This window comes from Ralstonia sp. 110700041-2 (genome assembly GCF_056280165.1).
The window spans coordinates 14683-28185 of record NZ_JBSFAI010000003.1 but is presented as its reverse complement, the minus strand read 5'-3'; the positions used below and the strand labels follow the sequence as shown (position 1 = coordinate 28185).

General features: G+C 63.5%; 16 protein-coding genes, 1 pseudogene and 1 riboswitch. Of the genes and pseudogenes, 3 read left to right on the top strand and 14 right to left on the bottom strand.

All coding sequences use genetic code 11. The annotated features are described in order from the left end of the window. Nucleotides 1-3 precede the first annotated feature (3 nt). The 8 genes from ACUXH0_RS05115 to ACUXH0_RS05080 form a co-directional block, all read right to left on the bottom strand. On the bottom strand, nucleotides 4-795 hold the full coding sequence (locus ACUXH0_RS05115; RefSeq protein ID WP_004628030.1) for a phytanoyl-CoA dioxygenase family protein: 792 nt from the start codon (nucleotides 793-795) through the stop codon (nucleotides 4-6). A 126-nt stretch (nucleotides 796-921) separates the two neighbouring features. Further along, nucleotides 922-2019, bottom strand: coding sequence for a glycosyl transferase family 90 (locus tag ACUXH0_RS05110; protein WP_182594900.1), 1098 nt, complete (start codon nucleotides 2017-2019; stop codon nucleotides 922-924). Between the two features lie 300 nt (nucleotides 2020-2319). Next, the gene (locus tag ACUXH0_RS05105) at nucleotides 2320-2646 is read right to left on the bottom strand and encodes a copper-binding protein (protein ID WP_012430053.1); all 327 of its coding nucleotides are present in this window, start codon (nucleotides 2644-2646) and stop codon (nucleotides 2320-2322) included. Nucleotides 2647-2681: 35 nt separating this feature from the next. Further along, a complete protein-coding gene (locus tag ACUXH0_RS05100; protein WP_004628036.1) occupies nucleotides 2682-3170 on the bottom strand; it encodes a cupredoxin domain-containing protein in 489 nt (162 codons plus the stop codon). A 41-nt stretch (nucleotides 3171-3211) separates the two neighbouring features. Further along, nucleotides 3212-4510 carry a copper oxidase gene (locus ACUXH0_RS05095; RefSeq protein WP_182594899.1) on the bottom strand — a complete coding sequence of 433 codons (1299 nt, stop codon included), beginning with the start codon at nucleotides 4508-4510 and terminating at the stop codon, nucleotides 3212-3214. Between the two features lie 2 nt (nucleotides 4511-4512). Further along, nucleotides 4513-5925 carry a TolC family protein gene (locus ACUXH0_RS05090; RefSeq protein ID WP_182594898.1) on the bottom strand — a complete coding sequence of 471 codons (1413 nt, stop codon included), beginning with the start codon at nucleotides 5923-5925 and terminating at the stop codon, nucleotides 4513-4515. 9 nt (nucleotides 5926-5934) lie between these two features. Beyond that, nucleotides 5935-6276: a hypothetical protein gene (locus ACUXH0_RS05085; RefSeq protein ID WP_004628042.1), complete on the bottom strand. Its 342-nt coding sequence runs from the start codon at nucleotides 6274-6276 to the stop codon at nucleotides 5935-5937. A gap of 96 nt (nucleotides 6277-6372) precedes the next feature. After that, nucleotides 6373-6924: a hypothetical protein gene (locus ACUXH0_RS05080; protein WP_259393776.1), complete on the bottom strand. Its 552-nt coding sequence runs from the start codon at nucleotides 6922-6924 to the stop codon at nucleotides 6373-6375. 18 nt (nucleotides 6925-6942) lie between these two features. Here ACUXH0_RS05080 and ACUXH0_RS05075 point away from each other — a divergent pair, with 18 nt between their 5' ends. After that, complete coding sequence (locus ACUXH0_RS05075) at nucleotides 6943-7446, top strand: acyl-CoA thioesterase (RefSeq protein WP_182594897.1); 504 nt, start codon at nucleotides 6943-6945, stop codon at nucleotides 7444-7446. 139 nt (nucleotides 7447-7585) lie between these two features. Here ACUXH0_RS05075 and ACUXH0_RS05070 read toward each other — a convergent pair whose 3' ends face one another. The 4 genes from ACUXH0_RS05070 to ACUXH0_RS05055 all read right to left on the bottom strand — a co-directional run bounded on the left by ACUXH0_RS05070 (nucleotide 7586) and on the right by ACUXH0_RS05055 (nucleotide 10527). Beyond that, on the bottom strand, nucleotides 7586-8395 hold the full coding sequence (locus ACUXH0_RS05070; RefSeq protein WP_182594896.1) for an alpha/beta fold hydrolase: 810 nt from the start codon (nucleotides 8393-8395) through the stop codon (nucleotides 7586-7588). Between the two features lie 35 nt (nucleotides 8396-8430). Further along, nucleotides 8431-8826, bottom strand: a complete 396-nt coding sequence (locus ACUXH0_RS05065; protein ID WP_103519294.1) for a carboxymuconolactone decarboxylase family protein — start codon at nucleotides 8824-8826, stop codon at nucleotides 8431-8433. Nucleotides 8827-8858: 32 nt separating this feature from the next. Then, entirely contained in the window at nucleotides 8859-9641 is a 783-nt protein-coding gene (locus ACUXH0_RS05060) for a sulfite exporter TauE/SafE family protein (RefSeq protein ID WP_182594895.1), read from the bottom strand. A 109-nt stretch (nucleotides 9642-9750) separates the two neighbouring features. Further along, the gene (locus ACUXH0_RS05055) at nucleotides 9751-10527 is read right to left on the bottom strand and encodes an NAD(P)H-dependent oxidoreductase (RefSeq protein ID WP_182594894.1); all 777 of its coding nucleotides are present in this window, start codon (nucleotides 10525-10527) and stop codon (nucleotides 9751-9753) included. Nucleotides 10528-10613: 86 nt separating this feature from the next. Between ACUXH0_RS05055 and ACUXH0_RS05050 the strand changes: the two genes are divergently transcribed. Next, nucleotides 10614-11507 carry a LysR family transcriptional regulator gene (locus ACUXH0_RS05050; RefSeq protein WP_004628071.1) on the top strand — a complete coding sequence of 298 codons (894 nt, stop codon included), beginning with the start codon at nucleotides 10614-10616 and terminating at the stop codon, nucleotides 11505-11507. Nucleotides 11508-11525: 18 nt separating this feature from the next. On the opposite strand, the pseudogene ACUXH0_RS05045 reads toward ACUXH0_RS05050, so the two are convergent. Beyond that, nucleotides 11526-11705: pseudogene (locus ACUXH0_RS05045) on the bottom strand (LysE family translocator); the annotation flags it as partial. A gap of 22 nt (nucleotides 11706-11727) precedes the next feature. Continuing rightward, nucleotides 11728-12183 carry a hypothetical protein gene (locus ACUXH0_RS05040; protein ID WP_182594893.1) on the bottom strand — a complete coding sequence of 152 codons (456 nt, stop codon included), beginning with the start codon at nucleotides 12181-12183 and terminating at the stop codon, nucleotides 11728-11730. Between the two features lie 312 nt (nucleotides 12184-12495). After that, nucleotides 12496-12576: riboswitch (cyclic di-GMP riboswitch) on the top strand. A 61-nt stretch (nucleotides 12577-12637) separates the two neighbouring features. On the opposite strand from ACUXH0_RS05040, the gene ACUXH0_RS05035 reads away from it, so the two are divergent. Beyond that, nucleotides 12638-13492 (top strand): spherulation-specific family 4 protein, encoded by an 855-nt coding sequence (locus ACUXH0_RS05035; RefSeq protein WP_004628077.1) that lies wholly within the window; start codon nucleotides 12638-12640, stop codon nucleotides 13490-13492. Nucleotides 13493-13503: the final 11 nt, after the last annotated feature.

Here is a 13503-nt window from a genome sequence, read left to right as displayed (position 1 = left end):
ACCTCAACCGACCAGGGGATCGGGCCGCGCCGACGAGCGCGTGCCCGGCAACGGGTAGTTATCGGGACCGTAATACGTAAACACTGCCGAGAACTTGACGGCGGCCGTCTGGTTGGCACGGGCCGCATGGAAGGTGTTGCAGTGGAAGAGCAGCACGTCGCCGGGCAGCAGCGGCACAGGGCGCGCGGTGTCGATCAGCGCGCGGTTCTCTGGCTGCTCCTGGCGCAGGAACAGCTTGGCGTCGAACCGGTCAGCGGGCAGGTCCAGCGTGTGGCTGCCCGGAATCACCCACAGACAACCGTTGTCGACCGTCTCTTCCACCAGGGCCAGCCACGACGACACCAGTTCGTTCCGTGCGAACGACCAGTAACGGCTGTCGCGGTGCCAATGGGTGGCCGTGCCAAACGCGGGGTGCTTGGTCATCACGCAGTTGTGGTGCGCGAGCGAAAGATGCACAGGGCCGCCAATCAGTTGTGCAATCGCGGCGGCCACGCGCGGGTCGCGCGCCCATTCCGTATAAGGCGTGCCGCGTGAATCGGCGTCGAGCAGGCGGCGCACCGTCTGGCCCCCTTCGGCTTCGCGCGAGGTCGGTGCTCCGGCATAGCCGACGTCGGTTTCCAGCTCCACCGGCGCCGCCGCGCTGGCCAGCCCGTCCTGTGCGGCGGCAAGTAACGCGGCGCTCACCTGCTGGCTGGCAAACCCGCGCAACACGACATAGCCGTGCTCCTTGAAGAAGGCTTGCTGCTCGTCGGAAAGCGGATGTGCGTGGGTGGCGGTGGGGGCAGACGCAGACATGGTGGAAAAATGCGTACGGAGACGGCGAAAGACAATGAGTGTAACGCGCCGCCGTATGCGTTGCAGACCCGACACACGACGGGCCTGCGCAGGATCAAACGTGGGATGTACTGTCCTGTTCGAGCCTTACCAAAACGACTGTTGGCCCGACAACCGGAAATACTTTGCGATCACCATCAAACCGAGCAGGCGTTCCTGGTCACGGTTCATGAATTGCGCCACCCACCGATTGGCGTTGCGGACGATCGCCAATGCATCGCCAGGGTATTTCCGGTAATGCTCAATTTTCTCCTGGAGATCGGAATAATCATCTTTCAGAAGGACATAATGCACGTCCGGGATCAACCTTCCTTCCATGAACCACGTCTCATACCGGGGCCGCCTCATGAAGCACAGCGAATTGGACGCCATGATCCATTTCAAATTCGTTGCAACGTCGTTTCCCTCGACACTCACAATAAATTTGTATTGCAATTGCTCCGCAATCGTCATCGGCGATTTGTAAGTCGCTTTCCCAAGTTCTGATTTTCGAGTATCCCCGATGTTAACGTTTGCCAGGTCATGACATCGCTCCACAAACGCCCTGCGGTGTTCCTGATGGCACGGCCCCCGAAAGACCGCCATGGGCTTCTTGTCTTGGAAATCGATGGGGTCGCGTGCCAGCGAAAAATGCCGGATGGCGTCGAGCTTCAAGAGAATGCCATTATGGGAGCTGTTCTTGATCGGGCGGCTTTTTACGAACGCCGGGTGGTTCGGCTCGGCAGTCACATCCCCGCAGTCGTAGTCAAAGCTGTAGCCCGGACCAAAATAATCCATCAGGTCGACCAGATCATAGAAATAGGTACTCCCTATTTCACAATCCTTGTCGCCGATGGTGCTTGTTGAGGATTTCAACAAGAAATTTGAATATTCCACGGCATTGCAACTGGTGTCGAATGCCTCCGAAATTGAGTTGTAATAGCTCAATCGATCGAAGACGTCCTGCGTACGACGCTGACCACTTTTTCTTTTCAGAAGCGTCTCAGCTTTTCCATTTTTTGTAGCACGCGCGAGAAAATGGTTAGAGGCATTCGAAAAGTAATACCAGAATTTTTTTGCAGAGACTCTGCTCAAGCGGTATTTGAGATGACGCATGAAACAAAAGATGCCGCGGAAATTTAAACCCAGGGTGTCGCTTTTCGGGCGAAAAGCTGTAGCCCCCACCCGCAGAAATGAGTGGCACATGATCCACTTTCTACTTGCCGCCGATGTACGGGACCACCGATCGCGCTTCCCCCTACAGACAGCGCGTCGGCCCCGGTTATGCCTAGTATCCGCAGCGGACCTCACTTTACCGTAAGAATCTTGCGACTCATTCCGTTTCTGGGTGGCAAGCCGCCCGCTCCCGCACCGGGTCTATTCCCGGCCGGCTGACCGTTGTCATGGCGTCACAGTGTTCTGCCTTTCGCGGCCGGCCCCTCACGTTGGCCTCACCCACGGCCCTGAAGGCGCGAGCGGGTAGGTACCTCCCCGCCCGCCTCGTTACTACTGCACGTCCAACGCGGTCACGGTCAGCGCGCCATTCACCTTCTCGGCGACGAAGTGCACTTTGCTGCCGACCTGCACTTTGGTGAGCATGGCCGGATCCTGCACGCGGAACACCATCGTCATGGGCTCCATACCAAGGTTGTCGAGCGGGCCGTGCTTGATGGTCAGCTTGCCGGCAACCGTGTCGATCTTCCTGATCTCGCCTTCGGACATGGCTGCGGGAGTTGTGGCCGCGGGCGCAGGCGCAGGGGCGGTGTCTTCGGCGGCGTGAACAAGCGGTGTGCCGACCAGCAGCGCGGTCAGCATCAGGGCATGACGAAACATGTTGGGCTCCTTGTCGAAAGAGGTGGTTGGGGGGATCAGGACTTGTTGCCGCGCACCTGCACGGCGCCGCGCATGCCGGCCTCGAAATGGCCGGGCTGCAGACAGGCAAACTCGACCGAGCCGGCGTGCGTAAAGTGCCAGACGATCTCGCCGCGCTGGCCAGGGTCAATGGTGACGGCGTTGGCGTCGGCGTGCTCCATCTCGGGGTGCCTGCGCATCTGCTCGGCGTGGGCGAGGAGGTCGGCCGGCCTGCCCAGCGTCATCTCATGCCGCACCTGGCCGCTGTTGACGACTTCGAAGCGGATGGTCTCGCCGCGCTGAACGGTGATCTGCGCGGGCGTGAAGCGCATGGTGTCGGTCATGTCGACGTGCACCATGCGCGTGATGCGGGCGGCGTCGCCGGGTTCACCGATGGCGGCATCGCCGTGGTCGTGCCCGCCGGCGTGATTGCCGGATGCGTGGGCGATGGCGGCCATGGACATCAGCGCGGCCAGGAAGGTGGAACGGAGCAGATTGCGTTGCATGTTCGGTCTCGGTTTCGTATGGGATGTGGATTCAGCATCGATCAGTCGTCGATGCTGGTGCCGGTGTATTCGTAGGCGACGGTGCCCTTGGGGTGCTTGTACCAACCGGGGTCGGCATAGCTGTTGCGCGGCAGATCCCGGCGCACCTTCATCACCGTGAACATGCCGCCCATTTCAATGGGGCCAAACGGGCCCTGCCCCGTCATCATCGGCAGCGTGTTGTCGGGCAGCGGCATTTCCATCTCGCCCATGTCGGCCATGCCAGCCTGGCCCATGCCCATGTAGTCGGGCACCAGCGCATTCATCTTCTTGGCGAGATCTTTCTGCTGTACGCCGATCATGGTCGGCACGTTGTGCCCCATGGCGTTCATCGTGTGATGCGACTTGTGGCAATGGAAGGCCCAGTCGCCGGGGTTGTCTGCAATGAACTCGATCGCGCGCATCTGGCCCACGGCAATGTCCGTCGTCACCTCCGGCCAGCGCGCGCTGGGCTGGACCCAGCCGCCGTCGGTGCCGGCCACTTCGAAGGTGTGGCCATGCAGGTGCATCGGGTGGTTCGTCATCGTGAGATTGCCCATGCGGATGCGCACGCGATCGCCCAGACGCACGGGCAATGGGTCAATGCCGGGGAAGACGCGACTGTTCCACGTCCACATGTTGAAGTTGGTCATCTCGGCCACGCGCGGCGTGTAGGAACCGGGGTCGATGTCGTACGCGGCGAGCAGGAAGACAAAGTCGCGGTCCGCGCGGTGCTGCGCCGGGTCTTTCGGATGCACAACGATCAAGCCCATCATGCCCATCGCCATCTGCACCATCTCGTCGGAATGCGGGTGGTACATGAAGGTGCCGGACTTCTTCATCTCGAACTCGTAGACGAAGGTCTTGCCCGGCGGAATGTGCGGCTGCGACAAGCCACCCACACCGTCCATGCCGGCGGGCAGGATCATGCCGTGCCAGTGCACCGTGGTGTGCTCGGGCAGCTTGTTGGTGACGAAGATGCGCACGCGATCGCCTTCCACGCATTCGATCGTGGGGCCGGGGCTCTGGCCGTTGTAGCCCCACAGGTGGCCCGTCATGCCGGGTGCAAATTCGCGCTCGACCGGTTCGGCCACGAGGTGGAACTCCTTCCAGCCGCCGCGCATACGCCATGGCAGCGTCCAGCCGTTGAGGGTCACGACGGGGTTGTAGGGCCGGCCGTTGGGCGGCGCGAGCGGCGGCTGCGTGGCGGGCTTCGATTGAAGCGGTGCTTCGGGCAGTGAGGCTGCGCCGGCGCGCGAGACCATCGCTGCGCCCAGCATGGCCGCGCCCGTGCCGCCGAGAAATTGACGTCGGGAAACCATGTTCAATGTCCTTGAGGAGGGTTCGGCGCTGTGGTGGCCGCATTCGCTTCAGCGGGCGGCAGCCTGCCGCCCAGCGCCATCTGCAAGTCGGTCTGTGCAATCCAGTAACCGCGCAGCGCGTCGATGTAGCCGTTCACGGCATTCACCTGCTCGCGCGCATCGGCCAGCAGTTCGAACACGCTCACGAGCATGCCGTTGTAGCGCAGCAGCATCTCGTCGGAGATGCGCTTGCGCACGGGCACCACCTCGTCGCGGTAGTGGCGCGTGAGGTCGTACGCGGTCTGGTACCGCACGTACGATTCGCGCACTTCAGAACGCGCACGCACAGCCGTGTCGGCAAGCTGATCGGCGGCCTGCATGTAGATCGACTGCGCACGTGCCACGCGGGCGCCGCCCCAGTCGAACAGCGGGATCTCGATGCCGATCTCGTAACCCGTTTCGCGTGGTTCGTTGGATTTGCTATTGCGCACGTAGCCGAGGTCGAGCACGTTGATGAAGCGCGTGGCCTGCGTGAGCCCCAGCGACGATGCCAGGCCATCGACCTGCAACCTGCCCGCCTGGATATCGAGCCGGTTGCGCAACGCATAGGCCTCGATCTGCTGCAGCTCGGGGCGATCCTTCGGCAGGTCAGGCAGCCGCTCGGGCAATTTGAAGCCGGTATCCGTGCCCCACACACCAAGCAGGCGGATCAACGCCTCGCGCTCGGCCTGCGCCTGCTGACGCGGGCGCGCCAGGGTGGCAGTGGCTTCCGCATAGAAGGCGTGTTCACGTGCACGATCAAGCTTGCTGAAGTTACCTGCGGAAGCCAGACGCTTGGCGAACTCGGCACCGGCTTCTGCGGCTTGCTGAACCTGCTCGGCATAGCGCGCCGATTGCTCCGCCGCCACGGCATTGATGTACGCGCGGCGTGTGTCGGTCGCCACCTGCAGCATCTGGTTGGCGACCAGCAACTTCGTTTGTTCGAAGTAGCGGCCTTCGATGCGCGTGGCCATCGGCAGCGTCAGCAGGTTCAGAAAAGATAGCGAAAACGTGCGCTCGATCGACAGGTCGTCGCCGCTGCGCGTGCGTTTGAAACTGAAGCCGGGATTCGGCAGACGGCTGGCCTGCACGAGCGCGGCTTCGGATAGCCCCAACTCCGCATACGAAGCCTGCAGGCCACGGTTGTTCAGCAGCGCGATCTGCACGGCGCTGTCCATCGTCAGCGGCTGGGCGAGCAGCTCGCGCATGCGTTGCGCGGCGCTGTCGCGGGCTTCTGGTGAACGATGCCACGTGGCGTCCTTGCCGAGCCGATCGCGCGCCACGTCGGCAACGGTCTTGAAGCCGCTGTCTTGCGTGATGGTGGCGCAGCCTCCCAACAGCAGCAGCGTGCCGGCCAGCGCGCACAGGGCGAGGCGGCGTGTGGATGGTTTGAGCACGGCGCCTCCTCAGTGGTGGTGCATGCCGGGCATGGACTCGCCGGCAGGCTTGTTGGAGGTGGCGGCTGGTGCGCTCGCTGGTATGACGTGCCCCGCGTGGCCGCCATCCGCAGAAGCGTCTGACTTGGAGCTCACGGCCGCGTTGGTCTCGCGCCAGGGTGCTGGGCCGGTATCGCGATACGCGTGGTAGCTGTCGAATGTGCGCGGCGCGGCCACGGCGGGCACGGCCGCGTCCGCATTCAGTGGGTCAGGCGGTGATGCTGCCGGCGCAGACCCAGCGCCTTGCGCCAACACCCATGGCGGCGCCAGCGCCAGCAGCGCGGCAGCCACGAACCATCGTGTGAAAAGCATGAGAAACCTCGATCGAGCGTGATGACGTACGGCCCCATGTCTTGCAAGGAGCCATCAAACCAGAGGCCAGCCCGTTCTATGGACGGACTGGTGGCGTCAAACGCGAATCGAGGGTGGACGTTGCAGCGCTTCGGGAATGAAGCTGCGGAAGGAAACCGCAAGGCCGCGCGGCGCAGCGGCCGGCAGCTTGATCAGCGGCACACCAAGGCTGGCGGCCAGGGGAACGACCGAACCGAGCGAACAGGCCGCGCAGATCGGGCAGGTCTTGCAGTGCGACTGTGCCGGCGCTTTCGACTCGGCGCCGGTGGCCATGGCATCTTCATGCTCATGGCAGGCATCGGACATGACGGCGCCGCCATCTAGCATTGCCACGGCAACTGTCGTGTCGTCCAGAGCGCCGCCGCGCGCCATCATGGTCGTCGCGGCCAACCCTTGCAAGGGGAGTGCCAGGACAACCAGCCAGAGCAGGAGGCGGGTCAGGAATCGGTGCATGGAAAGCAGGAGGGGGCTGAAAATCGTTTGCCGCGCAAACCGGTAGTGTAGCGCGATGCCATCAAATTTCACGCAATGCAGCACAAGATGAGTTGAGCGCGGCACAATGTCGGCCTGCTGCGTACCCATTTCTGCGCGCCCTGCTTTCCCCATCATTCCAGCTTCAACGCCCCCATGAATACGCAATCCCACCAGCTCAGCATGACGGTGCTGATGACGCCCGACATGGCCAATTTTTCCGGTAACGTGCACGGCGGCCACATCCTCAAGCTGCTCGATCAGGTCGCGTATGCGTGCGCGAGCCGCTACGCCGGCCGCTATGTCGTGACGCTGTCGGTGGACCAGGTGGTGTTTCGCCAGCCGATTCACGTAGGTGAACTGGTGACGTTCCTCGCGTCGGTCAACTACACCGGTCGCACGTCGATGGAAATCGGTATCAAGGTCGTGACGGAAAACATCCGCAACCAGGTCGTGCGCCATACCAACAGCTGCTACTTCACGATGGTGGCCGTGGACGATGACGGCAAACCGGCCGACGTGCCTCCGCTGGTGCCCGCCAACGCCGAAGAACAGGAACGCTTCGAGGCAGCGCAGCAGCGCCGCGCCCTGCGTCAGGAAATGGAAGCGCGCCACAAGGCGATCAAGGCGACCTACAGCACGCCGGTTTCGGGCGGTTGAGCTGCCTGCCTACGCCGTCAGCAAGGAACTGCAGGCCGCGTGGTATCGCCGTCGGGTATCGTTATCCACAGGCTTACCCACTGTTTCTGTGGATAACGCGGCGCCAGTGTTGCGCAAACCCGTTCGGCCTCGACGCGGCCTACGTCTGACAAATTCCGTGAAGGAACGCGCGCACGGCGTCGTTGAACAACGCCGGTCGCTGCAACGGCGCGAAATGGCTCACGCCCGGCAGCAAAACAAACTGTGCTTCAGGAAGGGTCCGTGCCAGATAGTGCGCGTGCTCGGGCCAGATGAACTCGTCGTGTTCGCTCTGCGCGATGGTGACCGGCACACGGGTCGCCGCCATTTCCTCGGCTGTTGCATTCGGCTGCGTCTGCATCATTTCGGTGACGGCCTCGACAAAGGCATCGAAGTCGTCCGGTGTGGATGACAGCGCGGTGTAATCCTTTAGGTGGCGACCGAAGCAGCGGTCGATGACGGGCGTCGGCGCGAAGGGCTTGGCGCCGCTTGGATCCATGTTGCAACCGAAGAAGAACACGCCAATAGCGCGCTCCGGTGTCTGCATGGCGAGGGTGAGCGCAACGCAAGCACCGTCGCTCCAGCCGATGAAGGCGGCGCGGTCGATGCGCAGCGCAGCCATCACGGCCCGCACGTCGGAAGCCATGCGCGTGTAGGCGTAAGGCTGCGCATCGCGCGTGCTGCGACCGTGCCCACGGCTATCAATGACGATAGGCCGGTAGCCCGCAGTCATGAGTGCCGGAACCTGATATCCCCAATTGCCGCCATGGCCGAGCCCGCCATGCAGCAAGATCACAGGTGTGCCGGCACCGAAGGTCGCATACCAGATGCGGGCGCCGTCGTGCTCGACATGGCCATGCTCAACTGCAGCCGGCAGTGGTTCAGCACCGTGGGCCGCAAACCGGGTCAGATCGTCGTCGAAGGCATCCATGTCGATCAGGTCTCAGTTGGCATAGCGAAGCGCCGCTAGCGCGCCTCTTCGATCTCTATACCGAGTTCATTGAGCACCTCACGTGCCGAACGAAACGCCTCGATGGCAGCCGGTGCGCCGGCATAGATGGCGCTATGCAGCAGCACTTCGCGGATCTCCACCGCCGTTGCGCCGTTGTTGATGGCGCCACGCACGTGGCCCTTGAGCTCGGTGCTGCGGCCCAGCGCGGCGAGCATCGCGCAGGTGCACAGGCTGCGCGTTTTCAGGTCGATGCCGTCACGCTGCCACGTACTGCCCCAGGCGTGCTCGTTGAGCCAATCCTGCAGCGGCGCCGAGAAAGCGTCCAACCCGCTCATCGCACGCTCCACGAATGCGTCGCCCATCACCTGCGCGCGGCGTGCGCGCCCGGCCTGCTTGTCTTGTTCCGACACGATGCCCTCCTCCGCATTGAAAATCAGGTCGATCAGGCTGGCTTGACCAGCAACATCATCAGCGCCGTACCAAGCAGCACTGCGCAGAACGCCAGCCGCAAACGCCGCGCTGAAAACCGATATGCCAGGGCCACACCCCACGACACGCTGACAACACCGCCGGCCGCCAGCGGAATGCCCGTACCCCAATCCACGTGGCCCGCATGCGCATACGTGGCGAGTGCAATGAGCGAGCCTGGCACCACCAGCGCGAGCGCCATGCCCTGCGCGCGCGTCTGCGGCATGCCGAAGAACGTCACCAGCGCCGGCACCACCACCAGCCCGCCCCCCACCGTGAAGATGCCCGACATCGCGCCGCTGGCGATGCCCATCAACGGCAGCGCGGCGGCCGGCATGGTGTGCGGCACAGCGTGCGCAGCACCAGCGGCATTCGGCTTCTCCTTGAGCTGCGAGGCAAAGTACACGGCGAGCACGATCAGGAATACGGCAAACGCCGTATGCAGCAGGTTGGCGTCCAGCCCCGCCGCAAAGCGCGCGGCAACGTAGGTCGCCCCCATCGAGAACACGCAGATCAGCGCGACGGAACGCAGATGCACCGGATGCCGCTGGTGATACCGCCAGAAGCCGATCAGCACATTGGGCGCAATCATCACCAGCGCCGTGCCCTGCGCCAGGTGCTGGTCCATTCCGTACAGATAGCCGAGCACAGGAATGGCGATGAGCCCGCCTCCAATGCCGAGCAAACCGCCCGCCACGCCGAGACCCATGCCGAGCAGCAAATTGATCAGGCCCGTGAAAACCGCGTGAGACGTCATGCCGACAAGAAGGGAGGGAGGAGAAACAAACGCGGCGGCGCGCTGTATCCGCTACAGCGCGCCGCCGGAGATGAATGCGAAATTGTAGCGCTTGCCGCCCAGGCGAGGGCTAGGCGAGATGCGCAGCGAAGCCCGATTTTTCAGGCGCGATCTCGGCACGCAGCGTGAGCGACGGGATCTCGTATTCACCTGCATTCTGCGGGCGGAACGGGATCGGCGCGGTGGTGAACAAGGTGTCGAGTCGCTGGCCCAGCGCCTGCGTGGTCTGCGCAAAGCGCGCGTCGTCCATGCGGCCGGTGCGGTAGCTCACGAACGGCGGCACGACCTCAAAGCCGGGGTAGTACAGGATGCCGTGCTGGATCGGGAACAGGATGTCATCGATCGGGCCGTTGATGCCGCGCGGGCTGTAGTGCGACTCCCAGCCACCCGTGGTGACGATCAGCATGGCACGTTTGCCGGCGAGCGTGCCTTCGCCGTAGCGGTCGCCCCAGTGGGTGTCGGAGTGCTCGCCAACGCCATAGGCAAAGCCGTATGCATAGACGCGCTCGACCCAGCCTTTCAGGATGGCCGGCATCGAAAACCACCACAGCGGAAACTGCAAGATCACGGCGTCGGCCCATTGCAGCTTGGCTTGTTCGGCAGCAATGTCATCGGCTTGCAGGCCGTTCTCGAACGCGTGCTTGGAATCGAGTGACGGATGGAAATGCGGACCGACCGGCCCAACAGTGCTGTCGCTTGCATCCAGCGCGGCCTTCCATTGCATGGCGTACAAGTCCGATACCTGCACGGTGTGGCCGGCGGCTTCCAGACGCTGGACGGCAAAGTCCTTGAGGGCGCCGTTGAGCGACTTGGGTTCGGGATGGGCGTAGACGATCAGGACATCCATGGTGGCAACTCCAAATAATGAATGGCTCCAGAATGCGGGGCGCCCCGGTATATTGGAAATGAATTGTCAATATTCCAGGCATAGCCATGAATAATCTCAGGCGGTTGGACCTGAACCTGCTGGTGACACTCGATGTGCTGCTGACCGAGCACAACGTCACGCGTGCGGCCGAGCGGCTGAACTTCTCGCAGCCTTCCGTGAGCGTGCATCTGGCCAAGTTGCGCGACATTTTTGGTGACCCGCTACTGCTGCCCGGCCCGCGCGGCATGCGCCCAACCGCCCGCGCTGAAAGCCTGCGCGAACCGCTGCGGCTGGCGCTGGAAGCGCTGGAGCAGGCCGTCGCGCCCGCCAGCCCGTTCGACCCGGCGCACGCCACCAACACCTGGCGCGTGGCCGCCACGGACTACGGCGAATCGACCATCGCGCTGCCGGTGCTGAACACCCTGCGCACAAGCGCACCGGGCACACGGCTCGCCATGCTGGGACTGGTGCCCACGCGTATTGAAAAGCAAGCCGAGCAAGGGGAGATCGACCTCGCGTTCCACACCACAGACGGCGCGCCACCCGGCCTGCGCCGCCGTGCGCTCTTCACTGAACGCTATGTGTTGATCGGCCGCGCGGGGCACCCGCGCCTGAAGCGCAGGCCGACACTGGCGCAGTTTTGCACGCTCGATCACGTGATCGTGTCGCCCGATGGCGGTGGCTTCTTCGGCGTGACGGACGAAGCCCTGGCGGCAGCCGGTGCCACGCGACGCGTAGTGCTGTCGGTGCCGCACTTCCTCTTTGTGATGACAGCGGTGGCGAGCACTGACATGGTCGCCATGCTGCCCGAGCGGCTGGTGCGCGGGGCCAGTGCGCTACAGGCGGTTGAACCGCCGGTGGAGGTGCCAGGCTATGAGATGTCGATGCTGTGGCATGAGCGCGTGCATCGAGACCCCGGGCATCAGTGGTTGCGTGATGTGATTGCAGGCGCGGTCTGAAGAACCGCGCCGCAGCCGTCACAGCCCGACCGTCGGCGCGGTGAAGATCCGATGCAGCCCGAGCCCGCCGATCGCCACGGCCGCCACGCGATCGACCCAGGTCTTGGCACGCAGGTACATCTCACGCGGCACCCGGCTCGAAATGCACAACTCGACGATGGTGTACCCACCGAACTTGACCAGGGACACCAGCCGCGGCCTCCGCTGCCTTCCACCCCCCTTACTTGCACTGCGACTTGTTGATGGACACGTCGCTCAAGTCGGAGGCGGTGTAGAGCACCGGCACGTTCGGGTCGCCGGCAATCGTCATTGCCGCGTTCAGGTTCGCCAGGGCCTGAAGGTGGCCAGCCTCGCCGCTTGAAAAGCGCTGCTGCGCCGGTTTCGATGCGCCGTACATGCCGTTGCACAGCAGCGCCTTGCGGAAGATGTCCAAAACCGCGATCCGCGCTGAATACGTCTCGCGCCGTTCGGCCGCAGTGGCGGGCGCGTGGTTGATCTTGGCGTAGTGGTTGGCGCACTGCGTGCCGAGAATCGGGTACGCATCCTTGATGCCGTCACAGGATGCGACGGTCGCTGGCGGCGCAGCCAACGCGGCCGTGGCCGCCAGCGAGGCGATCAGGGACACCACCGTCAACAGCACGATACGGGTGACAAGCACATTCGAGCGGATGTTCATTGCAGCTTCTCCTCAGTCAGATACGTGGACAAGAAACACAGCGGCAACCGGCAGCGCTGCGTGGACTGACGATACGGGCGGGGTCTGCGGCGGCGGAATGCACCAGAGGTTCTGGCGCAGGTCAGGGGAAGCGCGACATGGGAAGAATGGCGGAAGGCCGTCACTGCTTCATTGGCGTGATGGTTGATTGCCATGGCAACGCGCAACGTGGGGTCTCGACAACGCTTCATGCGACAGCCGACTCGTTTGCGCAATCTCCGTTTGCCGGGCTGGCGCCGCCCCGGTAGAGTCCTTCTCCAATGGGTTCACACCCAGAGGTCTGGGCAAAACCGGAGTGATCCGGCGACGCAAAGCTACAGGGACTTCTCCAGAAGAAGTCAGCCAGTTGCCCGCCAACCCGCAGGGGGGCGGGCCTGAGGACGCACGCAGCGATTTGCGTGGTCAGGGGCACACAATGAAAACGATACAAACGGGGGGGCGTTCGCCCGCATTCGCCACGCTGGCCGTGGCATCGCCAATGGGCAACGCAAAGCGCAGGTTTGCGCGCGCCGCATGTGCTGCATTCGCTCTGGTGTCCGGCGCGCTGATGGGCGCCCCGCATGCCAGTGCTGAAGCGCTGCTGGTACCGTCCTACATCTATCCGTCGGGCACCGGCGCCACGCAATGGGGTGCGCTAGCCACAGCGGCGACGTCGGTACCGACCACAGTCATCCTCAACCCGAACAGCGGCCCAGGCACCACGCAGGACGCCAACTACGTTGCCGCCGTCGCCAAGGTGCATGCCGCCGGCGGCAAGGTGATCGGGTACGTGTCCAGCTCGTACGCAAACCGGTCGTTGTCGGCGGTGGTGCAGGACATCAACACCTACCAGGCGTTGTATCAGGTCGACGGCTTCTTCATCGACGAGATGACCGCCGACAGCACAACGGCACACATCCAGTTCTACCAATCGGTCTACAACTACATCAAGGGGCTGTCGCCCAACTACACGGTCACGGGCAACCCGGGCACCAATGTGCCGGAAATCTATGCAAGCCTGCCGGTAGCGGACCAGCTCGTTGTGTTTGAAGACAGCGCAAAGCACTACGCCAGCTATGCGCCACTGGCGTGGCAGGCCAACTATCCGACGGCACGCTTTGCGCACATCGTCTACGCGGCATCGGCCACGCAGATGCAAACCTTCGTTCGCAACGCATCCAGCAAGGGCGCTGCCGCCGTGTTCATCACGAACAAGACGTTGCCGAACCCGTATGGCGCGCTGCCGACTTACTGGAGCCAGGAGGTGTCCGCCACGGCCGTTGCCCCGTAACCGCGCGGGCG

Bases quoted from the DNA above. Each gene is read 5' to 3' on its own strand.
- ACUXH0_RS05105 (WP_012430053.1), bottom strand. From the start codon at position 2,646: ATGTTTCGTCATGCCCTGATGCTGACCGCGCTGCTGGTCGGCACACCG.
- ACUXH0_RS05070 (WP_182594896.1), bottom strand. From the start codon at position 8,395: ATGGATGCCTTCGACGACGATCTGACCCGGTTTGCGGCCCACGGTGCT.
- ACUXH0_RS05060 (WP_182594895.1), bottom strand. From the start codon at position 9,641: ATGACGTCTCACGCGGTTTTCACGGGCCTGATCAATTTGCTGCTCGGC.
- ACUXH0_RS05050 (WP_004628071.1), top strand. From the start codon at position 10,614: ATGAATAATCTCAGGCGGTTGGACCTGAACCTGCTGGTGACACTCGAT.
- ACUXH0_RS05040 (WP_182594893.1), bottom strand. From the start codon at position 12,183: ATGAACATCCGCTCGAATGTGCTTGTCACCCGTATCGTGCTGTTGACG.
- ACUXH0_RS05095 (WP_182594899.1), bottom strand. From the start codon at position 4,510: ATGGTTTCCCGACGTCAATTTCTCGGCGGCACGGGCGCGGCCATGCTG.
- ACUXH0_RS05055 (WP_182594894.1), bottom strand. From the start codon at position 10,527: ATGGATGTCCTGATCGTCTACGCCCATCCCGAACCCAAGTCGCTCAAC.
- ACUXH0_RS05115 (WP_004628030.1), bottom strand. From the start codon at position 795: ATGTCTGCGTCTGCCCCCACCGCCACCCACGCACATCCGCTTTCCGAC.
- ACUXH0_RS05080 (WP_259393776.1), bottom strand. From the start codon at position 6,924: ATGATGGGGAAAGCAGGGCGCGCAGAAATGGGTACGCAGCAGGCCGAC.
- ACUXH0_RS05085 (WP_004628042.1), bottom strand. From the start codon at position 6,276: ATGCTTTTCACACGATGGTTCGTGGCTGCCGCGCTGCTGGCGCTGGCG.
- ACUXH0_RS05100 (WP_004628036.1), bottom strand. From the start codon at position 3,170: ATGCAACGCAATCTGCTCCGTTCCACCTTCCTGGCCGCGCTGATGTCC.
- ACUXH0_RS05035 (WP_004628077.1), top strand. From the start codon at position 12,638: ATGAAAACGATACAAACGGGGGGGCGTTCGCCCGCATTCGCCACGCTG.
- ACUXH0_RS05110 (WP_182594900.1), bottom strand. From the start codon at position 2,019: ATGTGCCACTCATTTCTGCGGGTGGGGGCTACAGCTTTTCGCCCGAAA.
- ACUXH0_RS05075 (WP_182594897.1), top strand. From the start codon at position 6,943: ATGAATACGCAATCCCACCAGCTCAGCATGACGGTGCTGATGACGCCC.